The sequence below is a fragment of the Spirillospora sp. CA-108201 genome, from assembly GCF_050936235.1.
Taxonomy (GTDB): domain Bacteria; phylum Actinomycetota; class Actinomycetes; order Streptosporangiales; family Streptosporangiaceae; genus Spirillospora.
Genome location: NZ_JBNJNE010000001.1, coordinates 6,767,709 through 6,792,520, shown reverse-complemented (window position 1 = coordinate 6,792,520; position 24,812 = coordinate 6,767,709). Strand labels below are relative to the sequence as shown.

Genomic DNA, 24,812 nt, shown 5'->3' with positions numbered 1-24,812 from the left:
CGACAATGATTTCGGACTTACATTCCGGAATGAGCATTTTTACGATAGGCGATGCCACACTTCCGGCAACGGACATAGGGGCCTAACCAAACAGTCACCCCGGACGCCTATTTCCGCCATCTCGACACCCCGGATGGCAATTCGACGACGGGTTCGTCCGCGGGCCGGGCGACTCGACGTCCAATCCGATCCAGAGCCCCGGGCACGAGCAGGGCACCCGGAGGCTTGGTCGACGCCGGGAAGGCGCCCGATTCCGATCCGCCGCCGGCCGCATGCCCGCGCGGCCGCGAGAGAGGTGAGCCGCGAGGGCCAATCACCGCCCGAACGAAGTTGACACTGTCATCGTTACAGTGTCATCATCGGGCCATGGACGATGACACCTGGACGATCGCCGAACTGGCGGACCGTGCCGGCGCGGCTCTCGCGGCGGACGGGTCCGCGCAGGTCAGCGCCCGGGTGCGCGACCTGCCCAACGAGCGGCTGATCCGCTGGTACACCACGATCGGCCTGCTCGACCCGCCCCTCGGCCGCCGCGGCCGCACCGCCCTCTACGGGCCGCGCCATCTCCTCCAGCTCATCGCGGTGAAGCGCCGCCAGGCCTCGGGCCGATCCATCGCCGAGATCCAGGTCGAGCTCGCCGCCGCCACCGACGCCGAACTGGCCCGCATCGCCGCACTCCCCGACCCCTCGGGCGCCCGTTCGACCGCCCCGCCGCCCGAGGCCTCACCCGGCCGACCGGCCGAGCCCCCCGGCTCGAACGCCCAGGCCGCTCGCGACGCTGAACGGGCTCCCCGTGCCGCCCCGGCAGGACGCACGTCCTCGACGGCTCCCGAAGATCTGGAGGGCGCAGCGGGAAGCGGTGAGCGGGGCAACTTCTGGAGCACGCGTCCCGATGTGTCGTTCCGTCAGACCTTCGTCGCCGACGGCTATGGCGAACTCCGTCCCGCGATCGTCCAAGGAGTCCGCCTCGCGCCCGGCCTCACCGTGCTCCTCGAGGTCCCGAACCTGAACGGTGACGACATCGCCGCGATCGAAGCGGCCGCACGTCCACTGCTCGACGAACTGCGCGGCCGCGGCCTGCTCGCCCCCGTGCAGACCCCCGCCGAAAGCCCCGAATTCCAGCCCGCCGACCCACCCCGGAGGATCCAGTGACCGTGCGCATTCTGCCGCTACCCGAGACCGCGCCACCGGTACCCGACCACGGGCTCGGCGCGCTCAGCACCAACAAGGGAAACCTGCCGCTCGACTCCGTGGACGTGCACGCGTCCATCACCGGTCTCGCGGCCGGCATCGAGGTCGTCCAGGGCTTCCGCAACCCGTTCGGGGTGCCGCTGGAGGCCACCTACGTCTTCCCCCTGCCCGACCGCGCCGCGGTCACCGCACTGCGCATGGAGGCCGCTGACAGGGTCATCGAAGGAAAGCTGAAAGAGCGCGGGCAGGCGCGGCAGGACTACAACACCGCCATCGCCGCGGGTCAGCGCGCCGCCATCGCGGAAGAAGACCGCCCAGACGTGTTCACCATGCGGGTCGGAAACATCCTGCCGGGCGAACGGGTCACGATCAGGCTCTCCCTGGACCAGCCGCTGCCGCACGAGTCGGCGTCCAGCGCGACGTTCCGCTTCCCCCTCGTCGTCGCCCCCCGCTACATCCCCGGCGCCCCGCTCGACGGCGAGCGCGCGGGCTCCGGGGTGGCCGACGACACCACCGCCGTCCCGGACGCGTCCCGGATCAGCCCGCCCGTCCTGCTGCCCGGCTTCCCCAACCCGGTTCGCCTGGCCCTCACCGTCGGCATCGATCCGGCCGGGCTCCCGCTCACCCAGATCCGGTCGGCGCTGCACGTGGTCGCCGAAGCGGACGAGGGCGAGCGGACGACCGTGCGCCTGCAACCGGGCGAGCGGCTCGACCGCGACTTCGTGCTCCGCCTCGACTTCGCCCCCCACGAGAGCGCGGCCCTCTCCCTGATCCCGGACGAGTCCGGCGAGGAGGGGACGTTCAGCCTCACCGTCCTGCCCTCCGGCGAAGCCAAGCCCCGTCCACGCGACGTGGTGCTCGTCCTCGACCGTTCCGGCAGCATGCAGGGCTGGAAGATGATCGCCGCACGCCGCGCCGCCGCACGCATCGTCGACACCTTCCGCGCCGAGGACCGGTTCGCCGTCCTGTCCTTCGACAGCGTCATCGAGCGCCCGCGCGACCTCGGCTCCCGACTGGTCGACGGTACCGACCGCAACCGGTTCCGCGCCGTCGAGCACCTCTCGGCGCTGAACGCGCGGGGCGGCACCGAGATGCTCGCCCCGCTCGACGAGGGCTGCCGCCTGCTCGCCGACCCCGACCGCGACCGGGTCCTCGTCCTCATCACCGACGGCCATGTCGGCAACGAGGACCAACTCCTCGCCCACCTCGAACCCCGGCTGCACGGCGTCCGCGTGCACACGGTCGGCATCGACCGGGCCGTCAACGCCGGCTTCCTGAACCGCCTCGCCGCGATCGGCCAGGGCCGCTGCGAACTGGTGGAGTCCGAAGACCGCCTCGACGAGGCGATGGAGCACATCCACCACCGGATCGCCGCCCCGCTGGCCACCGGCCTCGCCCTGCACGCCGCGGGACTGGAGATCGTCCCTGGCACCGTCGCGCCCGCCCGGCTGGGCGCCCTGTTCCCCGATGTGCCGCTCCAGATCGCAGGCCGATTCCGAGGCGCGCCCTCCGGCAGCGTGTCCGTTCGGGGGACGGCATCCGACGGCACGGCCTGGGAGCAGCAGGCCACCGGCGTCGTCGCCAAGGCCTCGGCCGCCCGATCCATCTGGGCCCGGGCACACCTGCGCGACCTGGAGGACCGTTACACGGTCGGCGGCCCCGGCGACCTGGAGCAGCGCATCATCTCGACCTCTCTCCAGTTCGGTGTCCTGTGCCGCTTCACCGCGTTCGTCGCCGTGGACAGGCGGGTCGTGACCGACGGCGAAGCACCCCACCAGGCCGTCCAGCCGGTGGAGATGCCAAGCGGCTGGGCGGGAGCCGCACCGATGGCCGCGCCGCGCATGGCCCCCGCCGCCTTCGCTGCCATGGACATGGACATGGATGTGGACGTAGACGTGGACATGGAGACCGCCGCCCCACCGGCGGGCGCCGCCCCCTTGCCCCCTCCGCCCATGCCGGCCGCCCCCGCCGGTCCACCGCCGATGCCGCAGGGTGCCCCTCCCGGATACGGCACCCCGCCCCCGGCAGCAGACCGACCCTCCGGCCGTCCCGCCCGCCGGGCCCGAAGCGCGGCTGCGCCCTCGCCCCTCGCCGGATTCCAGCAGGAACTGGCCAACGTCCTGGGGCGCCTCCGCCAGGTCCCCGACACACGGGAAGAGCGCATCCAGCACCTGCTGAGCGAACTCCTCCCCATCCTTGAGTCGATCGTGCAGCGAATGCAGCCCCTCTCCCTCGACACCAAGCCCCTGGCCGACCTCCGCGACGCCCTGCACCGCCTCCGGCCCACCGCCGATCAGCCCACCGTCAACGACCAGTGGACCCGCGCCCTCCAGACCCTCGCCGACTTCACCGGCGAGTCCCCACCCCTCCGCCCCTTCTGGAAGCGCCCCAACTGACCCGAGGCGGGGGCGGCCTTCAAGAAGGCCGCCCCCGCCCCACCACCCACCTGCACGGCGCACACACCACAGCACTGTGAAGCCCTGCCCCACCGCCCCGTCCCCGAAAGATCTCCCGAAACGCCCTCGCCGCCTCAGCAGGCAGCGCCTCCAGACCGCCCCTCGCCCCCACCTACCAGCGCTGGAGCGGCCGCCAGCACACCTGCGAGCACAGACCGACGAAGGCCGCGAGGTACAGACGTGGACCGGCGCAATTCCAGCTGCGGTAAGGCCGAGCCAGCACAGCCGGACGAGCACACCCAGGGAGGGCCACGAGATGGAGACGTGGACCCGCGCAATTCCGGCTGCGCGGAGCGGACCTGCCACAGCCGGACAGGTCAGCCGGGCGAGGGCCACAGGAGTGAGACGTGGGTCGGCGTGAACCCAGCAGCGCATGGAAAGGCCCGCCAGCACATCCGGGCAAGCTCACACCCCCGGCGAGCACACCCCGAGCGAGCTCACCCACGACAAGCGCGCCCCCGGCGAGCGACCCTTGGCGAGCGCACCCCGGGCAAGCGCACCCCCGCAAGCGCACCCCCCGCAAGCGCACCCCGAACGAGTACACCCCGGGGCGAGCACCAGCGAGGCGAGCGCACCCCCGGCGAGCGCACCCCGGGCGAGCGCACGCTGAGCGAGGGCCGTGAGATGGAGAGCTGGATCGACGTGGTTCGGGCTGCGGTGAAGGCAGGCGACGACGGCCGGACGAGCACCACCGGACGAGAAGCGCCAGACACAGACATCGACCAGCCTGGCTTCGACCGCGGTGAAGGCGGGCCGGACAGCTGGGCGAGTTCGGCTGGGTGAGTGCAGCCAGGCTGGGAGTGCGGGATACGTGTGGGCCGGCGGGATTCTGGTTGTCGGTGAGAGGGGCTGGGCGGCCCAGCTGGGCGAGGGGGCCTGGGATAGGAACGTGGGCCGGGCCGCACCGTTGGAGGCGCGGGCCCGGCCCACGTTGGTGGCGGGGGGCGGTGCTGGGACGGTCAGGTGTGCTTGGGGCGGTAGCGGCGCAGGAGCGGAATCAGGTTCAGGGCCAGTCCGATCACGGCGACGGCGCTCACCAGGTTGACGCCCGGGTGGAACTCGGCGAAGCCGTCGCCTCCGGCGGCCGTCCCGCCCGCGACCAGGGCGGTGACCAGGGCGAGGACCAGGGCGGCGCCGACCTGGCCCGAGGTCTGGACGAGGCCGGAGGCCAGCCCCTGCTCGGAGTCGTCGATCCCGTCCGTGGCCTGGGCCATGATCGAGCTGAAGCCGAACGCGAACCCGCCGCCCAGCAGCAGCATCGTGGGCAGGATCGTGAACGCGTAGTGCGGAGCGTTCCCGGCCGTGCCGAGGAACCATGCGTAACCGAGGCTCAGGGAGGTCATCGAGCTGATGATCAGGCGGGGCGTCCCGTACCGGTCGATCAGGCGTCCGACGAACGGCGAGCCGAACGCCACGAGGAGCCCGGCCGGCAGCAGGGCCATGGCCATCTTCAGCGGCGACCAGCGCAGCACGTCCTGCAGGTAGAGCGTCATCATGAACTGGAAGCTCAGGTACGAGCCGAACAGCGCGACGATGCTCAGGTTGGCCCGGACGATCGATCCGATCCGCAGGATGCCGAGCCGGATCAGCGGGTGGCGCACCTTGTTCTCGGTGATGAAGAACGCGATCAGCAGGGCCGCCGCGACGGCGACGGAGCCCAGCGTGAACGGGTCCAGCCAGCCGCGGTCAGGCGCCGAGACCACGGTGTAGACCGCGAGCAGCATGCCGCCGGTGAGCGTCACGGCGCCGAGGATGTCGTGCCCGCCCTCGGCGGACGAGCGGTCCCGCGGGATCAGCGCGATGCCGGCGACAAGGGCGATGACGGCGAGCGGCACGGGCGTCAGGAACGTCCAGCGCCACCCGAAACTGGTCAGCAGCCCCCCGAGGATCAAACCGGAGGAGTACCCGCTGGCCCCGAAAACGGAGAACACCGACAGCGCCCGGTTGCGCGCCGGCCCCTCGTGGAAGGTGGTGGTCAGGATGGACAGCGCGGTCGGCGCGGTGAACGCGGCGGCCAGCCCCTTCACGAACCGCGTGGCGATCAGCAGCGTGCCGTCGTTGACGAGCCCGCCCACCAGCGACGCCACGGCGAACACGGCGAGAGCGGCGAGGAACACGCGGCGCCGGCCGAGGAGGTCGGCGGTGCGTCCGCCGAGCAGGAGCAGCCCGCCGTAGCCGAGGACGTAGCCGTTGACGATCCACTGCAGTGACGTGGTCGAAAGGCCCAGTTCAGCGCCGATCGACGGCAGCGCGACGCCCACCATCGAGACGTCGAGTCCGTCGAGGAACAACACGGCGCACAGGACGGCGAGGACTCCCCACAGCCGGGGGGTCCAAGCCTGTTCGGCCGGCGCGCCCACGGCGCCCGGCCCGCGGACAGCGGAGTCGGGTGAGGTCTCGGTGATAGTCACGTCGAGGGACAGTACATGCACGTGCATCAAATGTCCACGCACAAAGTTCTGACGAATTTAATTCCCGTGCATCTGATGCGCATGCATGGTACGATGCGCGGCATGGAGGCGGAGTCTGCTCTGGTCGACCGCTGGCGCAAGCTGGCGACCTGCTACAACGCGGTCGCATGCGCTCTGGACCGCGCCCTGCAGGACGTCCACGGCCTGAGTATGAGCGAGTACGAGACGCTCGACCGTCTCGTGGATCAAGCCTGTGAGAAGCGTCGCATGCAGGACATCGCCGCGGCCATGTACCTCAGCCAGAGCGCCCTGTCCCGGACGGTCGCCCGCCTGGAGAAGCACGGCTACGTCCAGCGCGGACTCTGCGAGGCCGACCGCCGCGGCGTCTTCGTGGAGATCACCGACGCCGGCCGCCGCTGCCACGCCGAAGCCCGCGACACCCACCTGAAGATCCTCGCCGAGCACCTGTCCGACTGACCCGAGTGCGGCAGTCGCAGACGATGCGGGTGGAACGCCACTCGTCAACGAATTGATGCCCGGACAGTCGAGTCACCTTAGGGTGCCGTGGTCGCGATGACCCCGATGTTCATCGCAACCCTCCTCAGGCGACGGGGGCGGCTCCCGCCGTCCTCGGCCTAGGCGCGCTGGCGACGCCTTCCACGTTTGAGCGGCAACGCCCGTCCACCGTCCTCGATGGTCAGACGCGGCCTCCCGCCGGGCACGGCGCTACTCCCCAATCGTCCCGTCCAGCAGTTCCCGGGCGACGTCGAGGTGGCCGACGTGGCGCGCGTACTCCTGGAGCAGGTGGAACAGGATCCTGCCAAGAGACGGAGCCTGATCGGACGTGCGGAAACGACCGCCCAGGCGTGCCTTGTCGTCCAGCGAGGCACCCTCCGCCAGGGTCCGTGTCTTCTCGGCTTCCAGCCGGTAAGCCGCCAAGACCTGCGCAGTGGACCGGTCATCAGGAACGCCCCATTCGGCCGCGTCTCCCCCTGGCGGGTAGGCGAGGACGTCCTCGGCGGCGAATCCCCAGCGCATCCACCGGCGCTCGACCCAACCGAGGTGTTGCACCAGCCCGAGGGGAGACCACCCCAGCGGCTCGACCGGCTCGCGGAGCTGGTCGTCGGACAGCCCGGAGAGTTTGCGCATGAGTGCCTCGCGATACCACTCCACGTATCCGAGGAGGAGCTCACGAGCGTCCGTCACCCCGGCGTCTGGGCCATCGAGGAGAGCGGGAACCTCGTCTGGAGGGTTCTGCATTCGCCGAAGAGTAGTGCGGCCCCAGCACCTACGGCGGGACTGTCATCGGGGTAAGGGCATCGGCCGAAGCCATGCCGTCTCGTCAGCAGAAATCGGCCTTCGTCATACCGGCCGGATGGCCGGGCGGCCATTGCACGAGCTCGATCCTGTAGCCGTCGGGGTCGGTCAACCAGGATGTCCGAAGCCCCGGCCCCGGTTCGCTCGGCGGCTCGGCCGCGACGCCCTTGGCCGCCAGGTCGGCGATCGTCGCATCAAGATCGTCTACTTGGACGACGAGGTGGTTGACGGCGCTGGTGTCCTCGACCGGTTTCGCGGGATCGTGCACGAGCTCAAGGCTCACGAACGGATCGTCCGGCAACTGAAGCATGGTGAGGCTGCCGAACCCCGTCTCGGGAACATGGCCGACCTCGGCGTACCCGAGCGCGGTGTAGAAGGCGAGCGATCGCTCCAGATCGGTGACTCGCAGCCCGAGGTGCAGCATGCGCATGCGCGGCAGGCTAATGCGCCCCACCCGAGAGCACCACGTCCACCGACAGCACCGGCTTCCAGCAGAGAAGGAGTTCCCCACTCTCGTTAGGACACGACCGACGTCCGCCCGTAGGCACTACGCCGCGCGCCTGGTTCCCGGTGAATGCGCGGCCTGCGTCGGTTTGGGGTTTGTTCTTGCCGGTCTGGTTGCGGACCCATCGGCCGCGGGCGACCTTGCCGCGGCCAGCGGGGGTGCGGATAACCGGCATCTGCTGGGTTCCTTGATCGCTCGGGGCTGTCGTCGACCGGTTCGGGGTGGCGGGAGGCGTCGGCGCGCTGGGGTGGGGTCTCGTGCAGCAGGGCCCGCCTGAGTCTGGTGCTGGCGGCCCCGACTTTGGACGGGATGCTTCTGCGAACCGTACGGGGTATCTGCGACACAGCAGGTCAAGGTCAGGGCGGTCCGAGCGTCCTGGCGCCGGGTGTACGTACAAGGTTGCCTTCCGTACGCAGCATCCGCTTGGTGTGGTGGTGAACCGGCCCTCGGTGTGGCCTGACGGTCGGCATGAACCTGAGCCTGGACGGCTACATCGCCGCGCCCGGCGACGACCTCGGCTGGAGCGTGCCGAGCGACGAGCTGTTCCAGTGGTGGTCCGACCGGGTGGGGGCGACCGGCCTGGCGCTGTACGGACGCAGATTGTGGGAGACGATGAGCTCCCACTGGCCGACCGCCGACCAGCAGCCCGGCGTCACACCGGCGCAGATCGAGTTCGCCCGCCGCTGGCGCAGGACATGCCGAAGGCGGTGTTCTCCTCCACGATCGACAAGGTCGACTGGAACACCCGCCTGGTCACCGGCGACGCGGGCACCGAGATCACCCGGCTCAAGGCCGAGGACGGCGGCCCCATGGACATCGGCGGCGCCACACTCGCCGCGGCGGCCATGCGGGCCGGGCTGATCGACGAGTACGCGATCGTCACCCATCCGGTCCTGGTGGGCAGCGGCACGCCGTTCTTCACCGCGCTGGACAACTGGGTGAACCTGACCCTGGTGGAGACCCGGACGTTCCCCGACGGCGTACTCCTGACCAGGTACGAGACCAGGCGCTGAGCACCCGACCTCGGATCGCCCGTGCTTCGGGCCACCCAAGGATCTCGCGGCACCGTGTTCCGAGGCGATCGTGATACCCGTCCCGGATCACAGGCCGTGCATGGAGGGATCGGCTCACGGACACACGTTCTCTGGAACCCCCCGCAGGTGTGTCGGTGACAAGTGTGTTCCCGAGTACGGCTGGTTCCGCCCTCTGTGAGGTCTCCCTGGGGGTCGTCCTGATCGCGGTCGCCGGCCCCCGAACACACGATCGCCCACCCCTGAACGAGTACCCCGCGCGCACAGCCCACCCCGGCGCCGTGGACCGGCTGAAACAACTGCATTGGGCTGCAAGCCCCGTTCGGGCACGCCCGGCACTCTGCCCTGCGCACCCGCTGATCAGGCGATGACCGAAGCGACGAAGGCGTCCAGATTCGTCCTGATGCGCGCGACCTTCTCCTCAAGGGGGACACCGTCGTCGTGGCCGTCGCCCAGGAGGGTCTGCTTCCTGCCCCGCACGTAGAGGGAACAGGCCAGGTCGGTGCACAGGTACTGCCCGACGGTGTTGCCCCGCTTGCCGGCCTCCCCGCTGCGCCGGGCGCTCATCAGCGCGACACCGCCGCCGATGTGCACGGTCTGGCAGAACGAACACAGACTGGTCGAGTTGAACCCGCGCGCCTTGCCCGGCGAGGACGCGAAACGCAGCGCGATGCCGGTCAGCCGTTCGCCCGTCTCGGCGACCAGGTAGGCGCGGTCGGGCGCCTTGGGATCCCGCCAGCCGAGGAAGTCAAGGTCGTCCCACGGTGACTGCGCGAAGTCCTTGGGGAGGTTGAGGCGCTTGGCGTCGCCCTTGGAGCAGTTGACGAAACAGGACCTCAGGTCGCGTTCGGTAATCGCGCGCATGAGGTGCGAGCCTAGGTTCGCGTTCGCGGCAGGGGCAAAAGGTTATCGGGCTGGCGACCATGGGAAATAGCCAGCGCCCAGAAGCCGCTGCCCCCCGCTTGCCCGGCTCGCAGAGCCGTCCGTGGGCGCCCAGCGCCCACGGAGCGGCACCCTTGACGTAGGCGCGGGCAGGGCTCTGGCGCCCCCTCATGGCTGCGTCCACGGCTTGCGCCACGTCCACGCGACGGCCCTCTTCCCCTGGCGGGCGTGCCCTCCCACGGCGTCGCCGCTCTCCGGTTCTTCCAACTCTGCTCGGGGCTGCCCGGAGGGATTCCGGGCACCTCACCCAGGCGGCGTTCGGGCGGCGTGCACACGTCGTGACCTGCCTTGAGCCCTCCCCCTGTCCCAGCGGACGCGTTCGAGAGAAGACCACTGATCCAACTTCAACCGCCCTCTGGCTTGCCGTGCGCCGACAGTCATCGCCGTGACGTCCAGAGGCGTCACGGCAGACCTCACAAACGAAAGGAAGAAAATAATATGTCCGATATTTCGGGCACGAATGGAGCTGACTTCGCACGAGAGGGTCCGCCAGGGGGCACCCCTGAAGCGGCTCAGCAGAATCTCAAGCTGTTCCGCTCGCTGCGGAACCACCACAACTACCGGCTGCTCATGGCAGGTCAGGGCATTTCCGGCATCGGCGGTTGGATGCAGATGACCGCCCAGGACTGGCTGGTGCTGGAACTGACGCACGGCAGCGGCGCCGCGATCGGCATCACGGTCGGCCTGCAGCTACTGCCGGTGGCGATGTTCAGCCTGTACGGCAGCGTCCTGGCCGACCGGTACCGCAAGCGGCGCATCCTCATGATCAGTCAGGCGGTTATGGGCACGCTCGCGCTAGTGCTCGGCCTGTTCACCGTCACCGATTCCATCGAATTGTGGAATGTGTACGCTCTGGCGTTCGGTCTCGGGGTGGTCATGGCGCTGAACAGGCCGGCCTGGATGGCGTTCACCTTCGAGGTGGTGGGGCCCAGTGACGGGTCCAAAGCCATCAGCCTGAACAGCGCGGCGTTCAACACGACGAAGATTCTCGGTCCGGCCGTCGCCGGCGTACTGATCGCCGCCGTCGGCACCGGTCCGGTCTTCCTCCTCAACGCCGCGTCGTTCGGCGTCATGGAACTCATGCTCTGCCTCATGCGTGAGGACGAACTGTATGTCAAGGCTCCGGTGCCACGGGCGAAGGGCCAGCTGCGCGAAGGCCTGCGCTACGTCCGAGAGCATCGCGACCTGGTCATGCTGTTGACCATCGTGCTGCTGGTCTCCGCGTTCGGCATGAACTCCTCGGTGACCGATGCCCTGATGAGCCGAGAGGTCTTCCATACCGGAGCCTCGTCATTCGGTCTCGTCACGGCGATGGCGGCCCTCGGCGGGCTGGTCGGCGCGCTGCTCTCCGCCCGCCGGAAGCAGCCGAGCATGCGGGCATGCTGACCGCGGCGGTAGCCTTCTCGGTGCTCGTCACCGTGACCGGGCTGATGCCGAACTACTGGACGTTCGCGGCCATGCAGCTACCGACGGGCATGGCGCTGATCGCGTTCACCACTGCGGCCTACTCGCTCACGCAGCTGATCCCTCCGGAGGAGATGCGCGGCAGGGTGGTGGGCCTGTACCTGCTGGTGATCACCGAGAGCGCCCCGATCGGCTATCCCCTGGTCGGCTGGCTGGCCGAGACCTTCGGTCCACGCTCGACTCTGGCCATCGGCGGCCTCGCGTCCCTGACCTCGGTGGTGGGCACCGTCGCCTTCATGGGGCCGGTGACCGCAAAGCTGCCCGCACGCGGAACAGCACCGTGGACCTGAACAACACCGCCGGCGCACTGCCGGCTCAACTCACACTCAACGAGTGCTTCAACCAAGGGCCCGGCATCAGCCGGGCCCTGCCCATATGAGGCGAAGTCGTAACCGCCGTGGTCGGTGGAATCGCCCTACGGAGCGGACTCCAGCACCCCTCGCGCCTCGGCCACGCTGACCCGGCCACCACACTGGGGGTCTACGCGTGATCCGGTCGACCGAGGTGGCTGCGGACGTGTTCGCGCGGGTCGCGAACGAGGCGGCCTAGACGCCACTGTTAGCAAGCCCGTAAGCACAGAGGCCCCTTCCAGTGTGGAAGGGGCCTCTGAGGTGGAGCCGCCTATCGGAATCGAACCGATGACCTATTCATTACGAGTGAATCGCTCTGCCGACTGAGCTAAGGCGGCGTGCCGTGCGAGGCACGGCGGGAAGAAGTCTACCGGGTGTCGGGGGGTGGGTGTGCACTGGTTATTCAGCGGCAGGTGGTCCCGTTCTTGGGCGGGTCGGCGCTGATCAGGTAGTTGTCCGTGGCCTTGGTGATGCAGGGGTTGCCCTGGAGGTATGCGGTGTGGCCGTCGCCATCGAAGGTGAGGAGGACGCCGCTGGAGAGCTGGCCGGCCAGGCTCTGGGCCCACTTGTAGGGGGTGGCGGGGTCGCGGAGGGTGCCGATGACGACGATGGGGGCAGCGCCCTTGGCAGTGATGGGTTTCGGTGCCTGCTCTGTCTGGGCGGGCCAGTAGACGCACGGGAGGCCGCCCCAGACGACGAACGGTCCGAAGCGGGGGGCGACCTTCTTGGCCTGCTCGGCGGCCTTGCCGTAGGCGGCGAGGTTCGGCGGGTTGGGCTTGTCGACGCAGTTGACGGCCATGTTGGCGTCGATCTGGTTGCTGTAGGTGCCGTTGGCCTTGCGTTCGACCATCTCGTCGGCGAGAGCTAGGAGGAGGGTGCCGTCGCCCTTCTGCGTCGCCTGCGCGAGTGCCTGGCGTAGGACGGGCCAGTACTCCTTGACGTAGAGGGCCCGGGCGATGCCCATCACGGCCAGGGACTCGGTGACCTTGCGGGAGTCGCGCGTGTTGCTGAGCGGCTTCTTGTCCGTGGACGTGAGGAAAGAGGCGACCTTCTCGATGACCGCGTCCGGGGTGGTGCCGAAGGCGCAGCTACCCGACTTCACGCAGTCGTCGGCGAAGGCTCGGAGGGCGGTCTCGAAGCCCTTGGCCTGCTCGATCAGCAGGTCGGTGGACGACAGCTTCGGGTCGACGGCGCCGTCCAAGACGAGGGCGCGGACGTTCTTGGGGAACTGCTCGGCGTAGAAGGCACCGAGGTACGTGCCGTAGGAGGCGCCGTAGTAGGTGAGCTTCTGGTCGCCCAAGGCCGCGCGGAGGACGTCCATGTCGCGGGCGGCGTTGACCGTGCCGACGTAGGGCAGCTCCGAGTCGGCGTTGGCCTTGCAACGCTGCGCGAATGCCTTGCTCTCGCTGCCCAGCTTGTTGGTCTCGTTCTGGTCGTCAGGAGATGCGTCGGTGGCGAAGAACTTGTCCAGCTGGGGGCCCGTGTTGCAGTGGACGGGATTGCTGGACGCCACCCCACGCGGGTCGAAGCCGACGATGTCGAATCGGCGGCGCAGGTCGTTCCCGAAGGTGCGGGCAGCCTGGCGAACGAAGTCGACTCCGGAACCGCCGGGTCCTCCAGGGTTCGTGAGCAGCGAGCCGATTCGTTCGGACTTGTCTTCGGCCGGGAGCCTGATGAGCGAGATGCCGACCTTCTCACCGGACGGCTTGGTGTAGTCCAAGGGGACCTGTACGGTCGCGCACTCGAACCCGTTGCGACAGCCCTTCCAGGACGGTTTCTGACCGTAGAACTGCCCAAGGCCCGTGGGGACGCTTGCAGCCTGGCTCTTGTTCTTGTCACCGCTGTCGCAGCCGGTGGCCGTTGCCAGAACCAGCACAGTGGCCACGCTGATGAGTCTTGCTGCCCGCACCAGGTCCCCGTCTCGTCGTAGCGGCACGTACGCCGCCGCCTACGCTACGTCGGCATGGTGGTCGAGGGCTACTTCCCTCGGTATTCGTGTTCGATGCCGTCTAGCAGCCACTTCATTCCCAGCTCGAAGCTGTCGCTGCGGTAGAAGCTCGTCTCCAGGAAGGGTTTGAGGTGAGGGAGCTCGCCCCGTTCCACCAGTAGCCGTACGTAAGCCTGCTCCAGTGGGGTCGTCTGGACGCGCTGCGGCCCGGCCTCGGCGACCTGCTGCTCCATCATGACGAAGCCCAGCATGTAGTGGTCGACCGTCTTGACGATGGCCAGCATTCCGTCCGGGTCGTCGGTGAGCCGGGCGGCGGCGGCCATGGACTGCTCGATGTGGCGCAGTCCGTTGGGCCCGATGCGTGGAGAGCGGCCCGCGAGTTGCAGCATCCACGGATGCCGGAGCCCTGCCTCGCGCTCCTTTCGGGCGATCTCCAGCATCGCCTCGCGCCAGTCGTCAGGCAGGTCCCCCTGGACCAGGACCCCTTCGGCGACCTCGTCGTACATCAGGTCGAGGAGGTCCTCCTTCGCGTCGATGTGCGTGTAGAGGCTCATCGCCCGGACGCCCAGCTCGCTCGCGATGCGGCGGATGGACACCGCGTCCAGGCCCTCCGCGTCGGCCAGTTTGATCGCCGCCTCGACGATCGCCTCACGTGTCAGCTTCGGCCGGCGCCCGCCGGGCGGACGCGTCCACACATCGCCTGACCTCGGTGTTCCCGCCACACCAGAGATCGTACGCGATACGCCGTATCGATACGGTGTACGGTTCGACCGAGACGCTGTATGGTGTTGCCGATACGGTGTACGGAAACGGGAGGGGAACGGGATGACCACGGCAGGCACCGCACCGCCCGCCCAGAAGGCGCCGATCGATCCGCACCTGCGCAATCTCGCGGTCGTCGTGGTGCTCGGCGCGATCATGACGGTGCTCGACAGCACGATCGTCAACGTCGCGGTCACCGCCCTCGGCCGGGACTTCGGCACCTCGCTCTCGACCATCCAGTGGGTCGTGACCGGTTACACCCTCGCCCTCTCGATGGCGATCCCGCTGACCGCGTGGTCGGTGCGGCGGTTCGGCGCCCGGACGATGTGGCTCGTGTCGCTCGGCCTGTTCATCGGCGGGTCGCTGCTGTGCGGGCTCGCCTGGTCGGTGCCCTCGCTGATCGCGTTCCGCGTCCTGCAGGGGTTCGGCGGCGGCATGCTGATGCCCGTCGGGCAGACGATGCTCGTCCGGGAGGCCGGGCCCGACCGGATGGGACGCGTGATGAGCATCGTCTCGGTGCCCGCGATGCTGGCCCCGGTCCTGGGCCCGCTGCTCGGCGGCGTGATCGTCGACAATCTGAGCTGGCGGTGGTTGTTCTTCGTGAACGTCCCGTTCTGCGCGCTGGCGCTGCTCGCCGCCCTGCGGATGCTGCCCCGGGACGGTGAGCGCAGCACGGACGCCCGGCTGGACGTCGTCGGCATGCTGCTTCTGTCCCCCGGGCTGGCGGCCCTGGTGTACGCGCTGTCGGAGGCCGGCAACGGGAGCCACCTGACCAGCGCACGCTTCCTCGTCACCGCGATCGCCGGCGGCGTCCTCGTCGCGGCGTTCGCCTTGCACGCCTTCCGCAGGGGCGACGGCGCCCTCATCGACCTGCGTCGCCTCAGCACCCGGGCCTTCACCGCCGCGACCGGCGGGTTCTTCCTCTACAGCGCGGCGATGTTCGGGCTGATGATCCTCGTTCCGTTGTTCGCGGGGATCGTCCGCGGGGAGTCGGCCCTGGACGCGGGCTGGCTGCTGGCTCCGATGGGAGTCGGCGCGATGGCCACCATGTCGGTGTCGGGACGGCTCGGCGATCGCTTCGGCGGACGATGGCTCGTGGTCGGCGGCATCCTCTGCGTGCTCGCCGGAACCGTGGCCCTCACCACCCTCTCCCCCGGCACCGCCCGTGTCACGATCATGGGCGCGATGCTGGTCGTCGGCCTCGGCCACGGAATGATCGCGCCGCCCCTGATGGCGATGGCCTACCAGGGCCTCCCCCGCGAGGCGGTACCGGCAGCGACCACCGGGGCGAACATCCTGATCCGCATCGGCAGCTCCTTCGGCACGGCGGTGACGGCGGTGATCCTGCAGATCGGGATCCGCAACGAGATCCCCGGCGCCTCCGGCAGCCTGGACGAGGCCGCCTCGCACACCACGACGGAAACACCGTCCCTCTTGGCGAACGCCTTTACCGACACCTTCTGGTGGACGGCGGTGTTCCTGGTAGCGGCCCTGGTCCCCGTCATCGCCGTCCCACGCAGACCAAAAAAAGCCCTGCCCTCCCCGGCCTGACCGGCCCCTCCAGCTCCGACTTACAGCTACTAGCTACCGCTACCGGTTTCCCCGGTTCCGGCTTCCGGTTCCGGTTTCCCCGGTTCCGGCTTCCGGTTCCGGTTTCCCCGGTTCCGGTTTCCCCGGTTCCGGCTTCCGGTTCCGGCTTCCGGTTCCGGCCTCCGGTTCCGGCTTCCGGTTCCGGCTTCCGGCGCGGCGTGCCGCCGGTACGGGACACCGCGCGGCCGCGACCGCTTCCGGCTTCGGCTCCTTACCTGAACGACAACACCATCCGTCAGGTGCGGATCGGCCGGGAACGGCTGCGGCAGATCCTGCATGAGCGCGGGATCTCGTTCCAGCGGACCCGCACCTGGAAAGGATCCAAAGATCCCGACAAAGACGCCGGCTGGACCGGATCGAGGAGGTGACCAGCCGATTCCCCGACCGGTGTTTCGCCTTCGACCCGTTCGGACCGCTGTCGATCCGGCCATGTCATGGCACCTGCTGGGCGCGCAGGAAGAAACCGGATCGACTGCCGGTCACCTACCACCGCACCCACGGCCGCCGCTACTTCCACGGCTGCTACTCCTTGGGTGATGACCAGTTGTGGGGCGTGGTTCGTCCCCGCAAGGGCGCAGACCACACCCTGGCGGCCTTGAAGTCGATCCGCTCCGCCCGCCCAGACGGCGCCCCGATCTACGTGATCCTGGACAACCTGTCGGCCAACAAACCCCCGCCATCCGCGCCTGGGCGAAGAAAAGCAAGGTCAACCTCTGCTTCACCCCAACCAGCGCCTCATGGGCCAACCCGATCGAGGCCCAGTTCGGCCCCTTGCGCACCTTCGTCATGGGTAACTCAAACCACCCGAATCACACCGTGCTGAACCGGGAGCTGCACGCATACCTGCGCTGGCGCAACGCAAACGCCCGCCACCCCGCCGTCCTGGCAGCCCAACGCAGCGAAAGCGCCCGCATCCGCAACGAACGCCGGCAACGCTGGGGCCGCCCCAGGCCGAAAGCAGCCTAATGGGAGCTGCCGGGTCGTAGAGACTCGGTAGCCGTAGCCGCCAGCAGGTGAGCACTCCCGCCGCCGGAAGCCGTCCGACTTCTGAGGTCAGACCGTGCCCCTGCTGGTCGGCCGGGAGGCCAGACCGCTGATGGGGTGGCGTGCCCGCCCAGTGGGGTGTGAGCACTGGATCCATTAGGCCGCGTGCCGCGCTTTCCGCAGGCTGCAGGGAGCGAAGTACCTGACCAGGAGGACGAGTGCTGCTGATCGGCGATGACTGGGCCGAAGACCACCACGATGTCGAGGTCCAGGACGAGACCGGCCGGAAACTGGCCGCCGCGAGGTTGTCCGAGGGCGTGGAGGGGATCGCCAAGCTGCACGAGCTCGTCGCCGAGCACGGCGGTGGGGACCTTGATGCCGCCGAGGTCGTGGTCGGGATCGAGACCGACCGCGGCTCATGGGTGCAGGCCCTGATCGCCTCCGGTTACCAGGTCTATGCGATCAATCCCCGGCAGGTGGCCCGGTTCAAGGAGCGGTACGCCTCCTCCGGCGCCAAAAGCGACAAGGGCGACGCACACGCGCTGGCCGACATGGTCCGCATCGACCGGGCCCAACTGCGGCCGGTGGCCGGGGACAGCGCCCAGGCCCAGGCCGTCAAGGTCGTCGCCCGCGCCCACCAGACCCTGATCTGGGAACGCACCCGCGCCTTCCAGCGGCTGCGCAGCACGCTGCGGGAGTACTTCCCCGCTGCCCTGAACGCCTACGCCGACCTGGCCCTGACCAGCACGGACGCACTGGAACTGCTGATCAAGGCGCCCGCCCCGGCAGCCGGGGCGAAGCTGACCCGCACCCAGATCACGGCCGTCCTGGCCCGCGCCCGCCGACGCAACCGGGACGCCAAAGCGGCCACGATCCAGACCGCGCTGCGCCAACGGCAGCTCGGCCTGCCCGAGCCGGTCACCGCCGCTTACGCGGCCACCGCCACCGCCCACGCCCATCTGATCATCGCGCTGAACGAGCAGATAGCCGCAATGGAGGAGCAGGTGAAGGCCCATTTTCGAACGCACCCGGACGCTGAGATCTACCTCTCGATGCCCGGCATCGCGGAGATCACCGGCGCCCGGGTGCTCGCCGAGTTCGGAGACGACCCCACCCGCTACGCATCCGCCAAAGCCCGCAAGAACTACGCCGGCACCAGCCCCATCACCCGGGCCTCCGGCAAGAGCCACACCGTCCAGGCCCGCTACGTCCGCAACAACCGCCTCGCCGACGCGCTGCAGACCCAGGCGTTCTCAGCCCTGCGCGCCTCGCCCGGCGCCCGCCGCTACTACGACAAACAGCGCGCCCGCGAGACCGGCTACAACCCCGCCCTGCGCCAGCTCGGCAACCGCCTCGTCGGCATCCTCCACGGATGCCTCAAGACCCGCACCCCCTACGACGAAGCGACCGCCTGGTCGCACCACGCACACCTCCATGCCGCTTGACATCAAACGACATGGGGTGTCTGACCTGACCCGGCAAACGTTCTTGGGCAACGGCACCAGCCGTGTACGGCGAGACCGTCAAGAAGGCGTCGCTGTCTTTGTGTTACTGGCGCTTCAGCACAGGCAATTCTCCGCTATCCAAGTCCTGCTGGGTGAACTCGTACACGCCGGTCTCGTTCGAGTTGTACTCAATGGAGTCACACGCCCTCAACAGGGCACGGCCGAAGTCGGCGTAGGTGCTGGGTGCCAGCCGTTCCTGATAAGCGGTGAGCACCGCAAGAACGTCCACGAGCTTTCGCTGATCCTCGTTCGGCTGCGCCGTGTTGCGGCGACTGGCGTACTGTCCACAGCCGTGAATTAGCAGTTCGTGGTCCTCCCAGTCACCAATGCCTTCGATTCCGACCGATACGTACATACCTGCATACTCGACATCAAGCTCGCAGGCCGGTGTCTTGTACCGGGCCCCCGCTCCGGGCTCCATGACCATTGGTTCATCGGTGCGGGTGGTGACGTGGTAAGTCCGCCAACCCTCAGTGCGCAACGTATCGAGTATCAAGACGACGTCGGCACGCTGGTCTTCGTCGAGTTGGATCGTTTCGAATTCACCAGCCACCATGCGGGCCCCTCCTGCACCTCTGCGGCTTGCCGATAGCGATCGATACTGGCAGATGCAGGACAGGTATGAGGAACTCCACGCCTCTCTGCGACAACGCAACCCCCAACGCCCGTCACCCGACGCCGCGGACGAGCCTGGTCCGCAGTCAACGCTGGTGCATGCCAGAGCCCGAAGCCGCGTGATCAAACCGGCGAACGCATGTGGTCAGCGCACTAGCCATCGGTTTCAGCTTCAGCTTTCGTTCGGCCTCCGGCTTCCGGCTGAGGCGTCCACCTCCGTTACGGCTTTGGCTTTGGGGGATTTGGGATTTGGGGTTTGGTCGGGTTGGAGTGCGGGGGTGAAGTCAGTTGTTGCTGTTCTGCTGTGGGGGCGCGGGTGGGTTGCCTTGTCCTCTGCCGTTGCCGCGCTGCGGGGCCAGGGAGGCGCACGCTTGCATGGCCTTCTGTTCTGCCGCGGACCTCGTTGGGCGGTTGGTCGGAGCGCCGGAAGGGCGGTTGCCGGTCGGGGGTCCGCCTGGCCGGCCGGTTGGGGCGTTGGTGGGGCGTCCCGTCTGCTGGCCGTCAGTGCCGCCGGTTGGGGCGCCGGTTGGGGCGCCGGTTGGGGCGCCGGTTGGGCGGTTCGACGGGCGGGCGGATGGCGGTGTGCCGCCGGGGGCTCTGCCTCCGTCTGGGAGATCGACGCCCTGCTTCTCCAGGCAGGCGCGGAACGAGGCCATCGGGTCGGCCGCGGCTTTCTTGTCCGGGCCCGCGGCGGCGCTGTCGCCGTTTCCGCAGGCCGCGCTCAGCAGGACCGCCCCGCCGACGGTCAGGGCGCCGAGCATGCGGACTGCACGTGAGTTGCCCATTCGAATCCTCCTCCTTCTTCGCCCCGCCGAGATATTCACGTCAGGAACCTGACGAGGGTCGGGGCGGTCAACGGCCGGAGCCCTCGTTCACGGTGGTCGCGGTCAGGGAGCCGTCCTGGCCCGTGGAGCCCTGGACGACAACGGTCGTGCCCGCGCCGAGGTCGCGGAGCTCGCCGTCCTCGACGATGCGGATCTTGGTCTTGCCGGTGGTCCTGACCTTCACGGTCTCGCCGGACGCGGTGCGCAGGTACAGGGTGCTGCCGACGACCCTGGTCACCGTTCCGGCGGTTCCCGGGACGTTCCCCGTCCTGCCGTTGGCCGCGCTGCCCGATCCGTCACCCGGCATCCCGCCGGGCCCAGCGCCCGGCCCACCGTTCGCGCCGTTGCCGGGGGCGCCGTAGCCGCCTTGGGGTGCCGAGGCGCCAGGCGGGCCGCCGTAGCCGCCGGTCCTGCTGCGTCCACTCTCTTGTCCTCCGGCAGCGCCGCCGGAGGACCCGTCCGAGGACCACTTGTGCGCCTGGACGCCGCCGAGGAAACCTGCGACCAGGATGACCCCGGCCGCGAGGTAGAGGGTCGGCCCGGGCAGCAACCTCTGCGACGGCCGCGCCACCAGCTCGGCGTCCAGATCGTCGTCGAAGGGCGAACTCGCCAGCAGGTCAGCGTCCCCCTTCGGTTCTTCAGGCATATGCCGCCTCCAACTCACAGCGCATCTTCACGACGCACACCGCATTCCTCTGCTCGGCCCGTCTTCTCGTGTGTCCCGCCCGTTCGACTGCCCTTGGGCGGGTTGTTGGTGGGTGCTTGCTTTGTGGGTGGTGGATTGCATTGGGGGCCTTGGTCAGTCGTGGCGCAGGGCGTCTATGGGGCGGAGCTTGGCGGCGCGGTTGGCGGGGTAGCTGCCGAAGAACAGGCCGATCGCCAGGGAGACGGCCAGGGCCAGGACGATGGACGAGGGCACCAGGACGGGCCTGACGCCGGCGATGGTGAAGAGGCTGCCGGTGACGCCCGCGAGGACGCCGAGCAGGCCGCCGGTGAGGCTGAGGACGGTGGCCTCCGCCATGAACTGGCCGAGGATCGCGCCGCGCGGGGCGCCGATGGCCTTGCGGATGCCGATCTCGCGGGTCCGTTCGGTGACGGTGACCAGCATGATGTTGGTGATGCCGATGCCGCCGACCAGGAGGCTGATCGCCGCGACGGCGCCGAGGAGGACGGTGAAGGTCCGGCTCGACTCGCTGACCGCCGACTGGACGCTCGCCTGGCTGGAGACCGTGAAGTCGGCGGCGCCCGACGAGGCCGCGTCGTGCCGCTGGCCGATGATCTGGGTGACCTCGGCCTCGGCGGCGCCGACCGTGTCGCTGCCGGTGGCCTGGACGATGATCTGGTCGAGCGCGCCGTAGCCGGTGAGGGTCTCCTGGACGGCCGGGAGCGGCGCGACGGCGATGCTGTCCGGGTCGGAGAAGGTGGACGAGGAGGAGCCCGTCGCCTTGAGGACGCCGGCGACGGTGAAGCGGATCCCGCCCACGTCGATCTTCCTGCCGATCGGGTTCACGCGTCCGAACAGGTCGGACGCCACGGTGCTGCCGAGCACGACCGTCTTGCGCGCGGCGGTGACGTCGTCGGCGGTGAACGCCGCGCCGGAGGCGAGGGTCTTGTTCGCGGCGCCGAAGTAGGACGGGGTCGTCCCGACGAACTGGCCGATGGTCGCGCTCGTGCCCGCGTACCCCGCGGTGACGGACTGGCTGGTCACGACGGGTGAGGCGGTTCTGACCGAGGGGGCCTGGCCGGCGGTGAGGGCGGCGGCGTCCTCCGCGGTGAGGTCGCGGGCCTGGGTGCGCGGGCCCGAGGCCTGGTCGGTCATCCCGAAGCCGCCCGGACCGCCGCCGCGGCCCGTGGTGGACGGGGTGACGGTGAGGGAGTCGGCGCCGAGGCGCTGGATGCTCTTCTTGATCTGCTCGGACGAGCCGTTGCCGACCGCGACGAGCAGGATGACGGCGCCGACGCCGATCAGGATGCCGAGGGTGGTGAGGGCGCTGCGCAGCTTGTTGGCCGACAGGCCGCGGACGGCGAAGCGCAGGATTTCCAGGGCGCTCACCCGGCCTCCTTCGGTTGCGGGGGGCGCGCGGCTCGGAGGTCGAGGCTCACCGTGCGACCTCGCGGCGGACGTCCTCGACGATGCGGCCGTCCACGAGGCGGACGACGCGCTTGGCGTGCGCGGCGACGTCGTCCTCGTGGGTGATCACGACGATGGTGCGGCCGGTGCCGCTGAGCCGGTCGAAGACGTCGAGGATGTCGGCGGTGGAGGCGCTGTCGAGCGCGCCGGTCGGCTCGTCCGCGAGGAGCAGGGTCGGCGCGGTGACCAGGGCGCGGGCGACGGCGACGCGCTGCTGCTGGCCGCCCGACAGCTCGTTCGGCTCGTGCCGGGTGCGGTCGGCGAGGCCCACCTCGCGCAGGGCGGCGAGGGCGCGGCGGCGCCGGTCGGCGCCCTTGAGCCCGCCGTAGGCGAGGGGCAGTTCCACGTTGGCCTGCGCGGTCATCCGCGGGATCAGGTTGAACGACTGGAAGACGAACCCGATGCGGCGGTTGCGCAGGATCGCGAGCTCGCGCTCACCGAGGCCGACGACGTCGATGCCGTCGAGGAGGTAGCGGCCGGCGCTCGGCACGTCGAGGCAGCCGATGATGTTCATCAGCGTCGACTTGCCCGAGCCCGACGCGCCCATGATCGCCACGTAGTCGCCGCGTTCCACCGTCAGCGAGACGCCGCGCAGGGCGTGGACGGCGGTGTCGCCGGTCCCGTACACCTTGGTCACGCCGCGCACGTCGAGCACGGGCGGGGTGCGGGCGGTTTCCGGCGCGGTCATCGGCGGCCTCCGCCGCCGGGCGCGCCGCCGCCCGGGGCGCCGCCGAGCCCGGGCCCGCCGCCGCCCGGCAAGCCGCGCTGGCCGGTGTTCCCGGTGCCGGACGTCGAGGCCACGGCGACCTCGTCGCCCTCCTTCAGACCGGATTTGATCTCGGTGCCCTGGTCGCCCCTGACGCCGGTCTCGACCGTGGCGGGGACCTGCCTGCCGTCGCGGACGACCGTGACCGTGCTCTGACCGCCGGCGGTCCTGACCGCGGCGGTCGGCACGTAGAGGACGTTCTCCGCCCGCGCGACGGTGATCTCCACCGTGGCGGTCTGGCCGAGCCGGACCCCGGACGGGACGTCCTCCAGCGCGATCACGGCGGGGAACTTCACGACGTTGTCGGTGGTCGTCGGCGCGGCGCCGATCGAGGTGATCCTGCCGGTGGCGGTCTTGCCGGTGAGCGCGTCGAACGTGACCGCGGCGGTCTGGCCCGCCTTGAGCCTGGTGGTGTCGGCCTCGGTGAACTCGCCCTCGACCTGGAGGTGCGCGGTGTCGGCCAGTTCGACGAAGCCCGAGCCCGACGTGCCGGACGACGAGGTGGAAGTGGAGGTGGGCGACGAGGATCCGCCGCCCGACCCGGAACCCGACCCCGAGGAGGACGAGGACGAACCGCTCGAACCGCCGCCCACCGTCCCGTTGACGGCGGTCACCGTCCCGCCGAACGGGGCCTTCAGGACGGTCCCCTGGTACGCCCGCAGAGCGGAGTTGTAGGAGTTCTTCGCCTGGACGTAGCCGGCGTACCCCTTCTCGGATGAGGTGTCCCCGCCGGCGGCCACGGCCAGGTTCGCCTTGGCGGCGTCGACGTTCTCGAGCGCCTCGGTCTGGTCGAGGCGGGCCAGGACGTCGCCCGCCCGCACCTTCTGCCCCGCCTTGACGTAGATCTTGGCGACCGTCCCCGAGGCGCCGAAGGACAGCGAGCGGCTGCGGGCGCTCTCCACGGAGCCGGACGCCGACACCGACGAGACGACCGTCCCGCGCGCGACGCGGGAGAGGCGGGTGGAGGCGGCGGCGCCGTCGCTCCCGTCGCCGAGGGCGAGGTACGCGGTTCCGGCCCCGGCGACGAGCACCACGCCCAGTGCGCCGTTGACCAGGAGTGTCCGATTCATGCAGATGAGGCTCTTGATGGCTCATGTGGCGTTCGTGAGGCGAGAGTGAGAATTAGATGAAATAGGGGCCGAACCGGCGCGGTTCCCCAGACATGGGCACACCGCGGAAGACCGGCCTCAGGATCGAGGAGAGCGGCAAGCGCGTCAGGGCTTACCTCGGCGGCCGTCTGGTCGCCGACTCGCCACGGCCGTCACTCGTCTGGGAGATCCCCTACTACCCGACCTACTACTTTCCCGAGGCGGACGTGCGGGCCGAACTCGTCGAGGACGGTCCGGGCAAGCGCTCGCCGAGCAGGGGCGACGCGACCGCCTACACGGTGAAGGTGGACGGCGCGCAGGCCCCGGGCGCCGCGCTCCGCCATACCGGGCTGCCCGGCCTCGTCCGGCTCGACTGGGCGGCGATGGACGCCTGGTTCGAGGAGGACGAGGAGGTCTTCGTCCACCCCCGCGACCCGTACACGCGCGTGGACGTGCTGGCGTCGTCGCGGCACGTCCGGGTCGAGGTGGACGGGGTGACGGTCGCGGAGTCGTCCAACCCGCGGCTGCTGTTCGAGACGGGCCTGCCGGTGCGCTTCTACCTGCCGAAGCCGCATGTCCGGATGGACCTGCTCGAACCGACCGAGACCGTGACGCACTGCCCGTACAAGGGCACCGCGGAGTACTGGTCGGTGCGGGCGGGCGGCACGCCGCACGCGGATCTGGCGTGGTCGTACCGGACTCCGCTGGACGAGAGCCGCAAGGTCGCCGGGCTGGTCTGCTTCTTCAACGAGAAGGTCGACATCTTCGTGGACGGGGTTCTGCAGGAGCGGCCGAAGACCAAGTTCTGAGGACGGGGCGCTCGTCGGCCGGGACGGGAGACCGTGCCCGGCCGACAATGTCCGATCCACCTCTTATCAACAGGCATCACATCATCGAATGGAACATCATCGGGCGGCCGCCCGGCTCCTCAC

19 protein-coding genes, 1 tRNA gene and 2 pseudogenes are annotated in these 24,812 nt (G+C 69.6%); 10 read left to right on the top strand and 12 right to left on the bottom strand.

Annotated elements, in window-relative coordinates; all coding sequences use genetic code 11:
• Positions 1-366: 366 nt before the first annotated feature.
• Together ACQEU6_RS32625 and ACQEU6_RS32620 are read left to right on the top strand one after the other, a co-directional pair.
• Positions 367-1,152 carry a helix-turn-helix domain-containing protein gene (locus ACQEU6_RS32625; protein ID WP_499337000.1) on the top strand — a complete coding sequence of 262 codons (786 nt, stop codon included), beginning with the start codon at positions 367-369 and terminating at the stop codon, positions 1,150-1,152.
• A complete protein-coding gene (locus tag ACQEU6_RS32620) occupies positions 1,149-3,587 on the top strand; it encodes a VIT domain-containing protein (protein ID WP_499336998.1) in 2,439 nt (812 codons plus the stop codon). The genes ACQEU6_RS32625 and ACQEU6_RS32620 overlap by 4 nt, the downstream gene beginning before the upstream one ends.
• Positions 3,588-4,606: 1,019 nt before the next feature.
• Here the strand turns inward: ACQEU6_RS32620 and ACQEU6_RS32615 are convergent.
• Positions 4,607-6,058: an MFS transporter gene (locus tag ACQEU6_RS32615; protein ID WP_499336996.1), complete on the bottom strand. Its 1,452-nt coding sequence runs from the start codon at positions 6,056-6,058 to the stop codon at positions 4,607-4,609.
• A gap of 102 nt (positions 6,059-6,160) precedes the next feature.
• On the opposite strand from ACQEU6_RS32615, the gene ACQEU6_RS32610 reads away from it, so the two are divergent.
• Positions 6,161-6,535 (top strand): MarR family winged helix-turn-helix transcriptional regulator, encoded by a 375-nt coding sequence (locus ACQEU6_RS32610; protein WP_499336994.1) that lies wholly within the window; start codon positions 6,161-6,163, stop codon positions 6,533-6,535.
• A gap of 249 nt (positions 6,536-6,784) precedes the next feature.
• Here ACQEU6_RS32610 and ACQEU6_RS32605 read toward each other — a convergent pair whose 3' ends face one another.
• Both ACQEU6_RS32605 and ACQEU6_RS32600 read right to left on the bottom strand, forming a co-directional pair.
• Entirely contained in the window at positions 6,785-7,318 is a 534-nt protein-coding gene (locus ACQEU6_RS32605; protein WP_499336992.1) for a DinB family protein, read from the bottom strand.
• A gap of 82 nt (positions 7,319-7,400) precedes the next feature.
• Positions 7,401-7,805 (bottom strand): VOC family protein, encoded by a 405-nt coding sequence (locus ACQEU6_RS32600; RefSeq protein WP_499336990.1) that lies wholly within the window; start codon positions 7,803-7,805, stop codon positions 7,401-7,403.
• A gap of 543 nt (positions 7,806-8,348) precedes the next feature.
• Here ACQEU6_RS32600 and ACQEU6_RS32595 point away from each other — a divergent pair.
• Positions 8,349-8,893, top strand: a pseudogene (locus ACQEU6_RS32595) (dihydrofolate reductase family protein).
• Between the two features lie 378 nt (positions 8,894-9,271).
• Here the strand turns inward: ACQEU6_RS32595 and ACQEU6_RS32590 are convergent.
• Positions 9,272-9,775, bottom strand: a complete 504-nt coding sequence (locus ACQEU6_RS32590; protein WP_499336988.1) for an FBP domain-containing protein — start codon at positions 9,773-9,775, stop codon at positions 9,272-9,274.
• Between the two features lie 516 nt (positions 9,776-10,291).
• Here ACQEU6_RS32590 and ACQEU6_RS32585 point away from each other — a divergent pair.
• A complete protein-coding gene (locus ACQEU6_RS32585; RefSeq protein WP_499336987.1) occupies positions 10,292-11,239 on the top strand; it encodes an MFS transporter in 948 nt (315 codons plus the stop codon).
• Positions 11,233-11,607 carry an MFS transporter gene (locus ACQEU6_RS32580; RefSeq protein ID WP_499336985.1) on the top strand — a complete coding sequence of 125 codons (375 nt, stop codon included), beginning with the start codon at positions 11,233-11,235 and terminating at the stop codon, positions 11,605-11,607. The genes ACQEU6_RS32585 and ACQEU6_RS32580 overlap by 7 nt, the downstream gene beginning before the upstream one ends.
• Before the next feature lie 322 nt (positions 11,608-11,929).
• Here ACQEU6_RS32580 and ACQEU6_RS32575 read toward each other — a convergent pair.
• From ACQEU6_RS32575 to ACQEU6_RS32565, 3 genes are all read right to left on the bottom strand, one after another.
• Positions 11,930-12,005 (bottom strand) — tRNA-Thr (locus ACQEU6_RS32575).
• A gap of 65 nt (positions 12,006-12,070) precedes the next feature.
• Entirely contained in the window at positions 12,071-13,543 is a 1,473-nt protein-coding gene (locus tag ACQEU6_RS32570; protein WP_499336983.1) for an alpha/beta hydrolase, read from the bottom strand.
• 101 nt (positions 13,544-13,644) lie between these two features.
• Positions 13,645-14,337, bottom strand: coding sequence for a TetR/AcrR family transcriptional regulator (locus ACQEU6_RS32565; RefSeq protein WP_499336982.1), 693 nt, complete (start codon positions 14,335-14,337; stop codon positions 13,645-13,647).
• Between the two features lie 103 nt (positions 14,338-14,440).
• On the opposite strand from ACQEU6_RS32565, the gene ACQEU6_RS32560 reads away from it, so the two are divergent.
• The 3 genes and pseudogenes from ACQEU6_RS32560 (at position 14,441) to ACQEU6_RS32550 (ending at position 18,396) form a co-directional block, all read left to right on the top strand.
• Positions 14,441-15,928: an MDR family MFS transporter gene (locus ACQEU6_RS32560; RefSeq protein WP_499336981.1), complete on the top strand. Its 1,488-nt coding sequence runs from the start codon at positions 14,441-14,443 to the stop codon at positions 15,926-15,928.
• A gap of 245 nt (positions 15,929-16,173) precedes the next feature.
• Positions 16,174-16,933, top strand: a pseudogene (locus tag ACQEU6_RS32555) (IS630 family transposase); the annotation flags it as partial.
• Between the two features lie 236 nt (positions 16,934-17,169).
• The gene (locus ACQEU6_RS32550) at positions 17,170-18,396 is read left to right on the top strand and encodes an IS110 family RNA-guided transposase (protein ID WP_499336979.1); all 1,227 of its coding nucleotides are present in this window, start codon (positions 17,170-17,172) and stop codon (positions 18,394-18,396) included.
• A 103-nt stretch (positions 18,397-18,499) separates the two neighbouring features.
• On the opposite strand, the gene ACQEU6_RS32545 is transcribed toward ACQEU6_RS32550, so the two are convergent.
• The 5 genes from ACQEU6_RS32545 to ACQEU6_RS32525 form a co-directional block, all read right to left on the bottom strand.
• Complete coding sequence (locus ACQEU6_RS32545; protein ID WP_499336977.1) at positions 18,500-19,012, bottom strand: hypothetical protein; 513 nt, start codon at positions 19,010-19,012, stop codon at positions 18,500-18,502.
• 911 nt (positions 19,013-19,923) lie between these two features.
• The gene (locus ACQEU6_RS32540; RefSeq protein ID WP_499336975.1) at positions 19,924-20,541 is read right to left on the bottom strand and encodes a hypothetical protein; all 618 of its coding nucleotides are present in this window, start codon (positions 20,539-20,541) and stop codon (positions 19,924-19,926) included.
• Positions 20,542-20,694: 153 nt separating this feature from the next.
• Positions 20,695-21,948 carry an ABC transporter permease gene (locus tag ACQEU6_RS32535; protein ID WP_499336974.1) on the bottom strand — a complete coding sequence of 418 codons (1,254 nt, stop codon included), beginning with the start codon at positions 21,946-21,948 and terminating at the stop codon, positions 20,695-20,697.
• A gap of 46 nt (positions 21,949-21,994) precedes the next feature.
• Complete coding sequence (locus ACQEU6_RS32530; RefSeq protein WP_499336972.1) at positions 21,995-22,714, bottom strand: ABC transporter ATP-binding protein; 720 nt, start codon at positions 22,712-22,714, stop codon at positions 21,995-21,997.
• Positions 22,711-23,862, bottom strand: a complete 1,152-nt coding sequence (locus ACQEU6_RS32525; RefSeq protein ID WP_499336970.1) for an efflux RND transporter periplasmic adaptor subunit — start codon at positions 23,860-23,862, stop codon at positions 22,711-22,713. The genes ACQEU6_RS32530 and ACQEU6_RS32525 overlap by 4 nt, the downstream gene beginning before the upstream one ends.
• A 92-nt stretch (positions 23,863-23,954) precedes the next feature.
• Between ACQEU6_RS32525 and ACQEU6_RS32520 the strand changes: the two genes are divergently transcribed.
• The gene (locus tag ACQEU6_RS32520; RefSeq protein ID WP_499336968.1) at positions 23,955-24,689 is read left to right on the top strand and encodes a DUF427 domain-containing protein; all 735 of its coding nucleotides are present in this window, start codon (positions 23,955-23,957) and stop codon (positions 24,687-24,689) included.
• Positions 24,690-24,812 lie beyond the last annotated feature (123 nt).